General features: G+C 46.0%; 2 protein-coding genes. Both read right to left on the bottom strand.

Annotation, left to right across the window (positions count from 1 at the left end):
- Positions 1-344: CDP-alcohol phosphatidyltransferase family protein (locus B3180_RS01905; RefSeq protein WP_286842627.1), on the bottom strand; the 344-nt coding region annotated here is incomplete at its 3' end.
- Positions 345-432: 88 nt separating this feature from the next.
- On the bottom strand, positions 433-1,107 hold a 675-nt coding region (locus B3180_RS01900; protein ID WP_286842624.1), incomplete at its 5' end, for an AAA family ATPase.

Here is a 1,107-nt window from a genome sequence, read left to right as displayed (position 1 = left end):
CCAGCCACAAAAATAAATGCCGCTAACCAGCCAATTTTTCCGAGATCAGCCAAGGCATAGTTGTACATGACCAAAGCAGGTGCCATACCAAAGGATACAATATCAGCCATACTGTCGAATTCAGCACCGAAATCGCTCTCTGTATTGGTCATTCTTGCAACCCGACCGTCCAGCCCATCAAAAACCATTGCGATAAAAATTGCTACAGCCGCCTCAATAAAGCGATCGTTCATTGACGCAACTATGGCATAGAAGCCCGAAAACAGGCCTGCAGTTGTAAACAAGTTTGGCAATAAATAGATACCGCGGCTCTTACCACTGGCATTTGAGCTGTCATTACTCATGTATAAAACACTCTTTAGTCACTAATATGAAAGTAGTCAGGTTATCACATTAGGGCTTCGAACAGGAAATGCCCGAAGCCCTGTGTGGTTATTGAGTGATCACTAACCGCTCATTTTCAACACTTACTTTGATCGGTTTAGCAGGCTCAAGTTCCCCTGACAAGATTTTTTGCGCTAACGGGTTTTCCAGTTCATGCTGAATTGCACGCTTCAGAGGCCGCGCCCCGAACACAGGATCGAACCCAGTTCTTGCAAGGTGAGATAAAGCGTCATCATCCAACTCAAGCTGATACTCTTTTTCTTCCAGGCGCTTATAAAGAAGCTGCAACTGGAACTGCGCAATAGAACGAATTTCACTTTCTCCAAGAGGATGGAAAACAACGGTTTCATCCACACGGTTAATGAACTCCGGACGGAAATGATGCGCCAGCACTTCCATTACCTCAGCCTTCATCTGCTCATAAGTATGCTCTTTGGCATGCTCCTGAATTAAATCGGAGCCAAGGTTAGAGGTCATAATAATAACGGTGTTTTTGAAATCGACCGTGCGCCCTTGCCCATCGGTTAAGCGGCCATCGTCCAATACCTGCAATAAGATATTAAAGACATCTGGGTGAGCCTTCTCAATTTCGTCGAGCAAAATTACCGAATAGGGTTTACGCCGCACGGCTTCGGTTAAGTAACCACCTTCTTCATAGCCAACATAGCCAGGAGGCGCACCAACCAGACGAGCAACCGAATGCTTCTCCATGAACTCGGACAT

Origin of the sequence: Idiomarina sp. UBA4206 (assembly GCF_002383015.1) — a bacterium.
Taxonomy (GTDB): Bacteria; Pseudomonadota; Gammaproteobacteria; order Enterobacterales; family Alteromonadaceae; genus Idiomarina; species Idiomarina abyssalis.
Note: the sequence above shows the minus strand (reverse complement) of the source record. Positions and strands in the feature narration are given on the sequence as shown.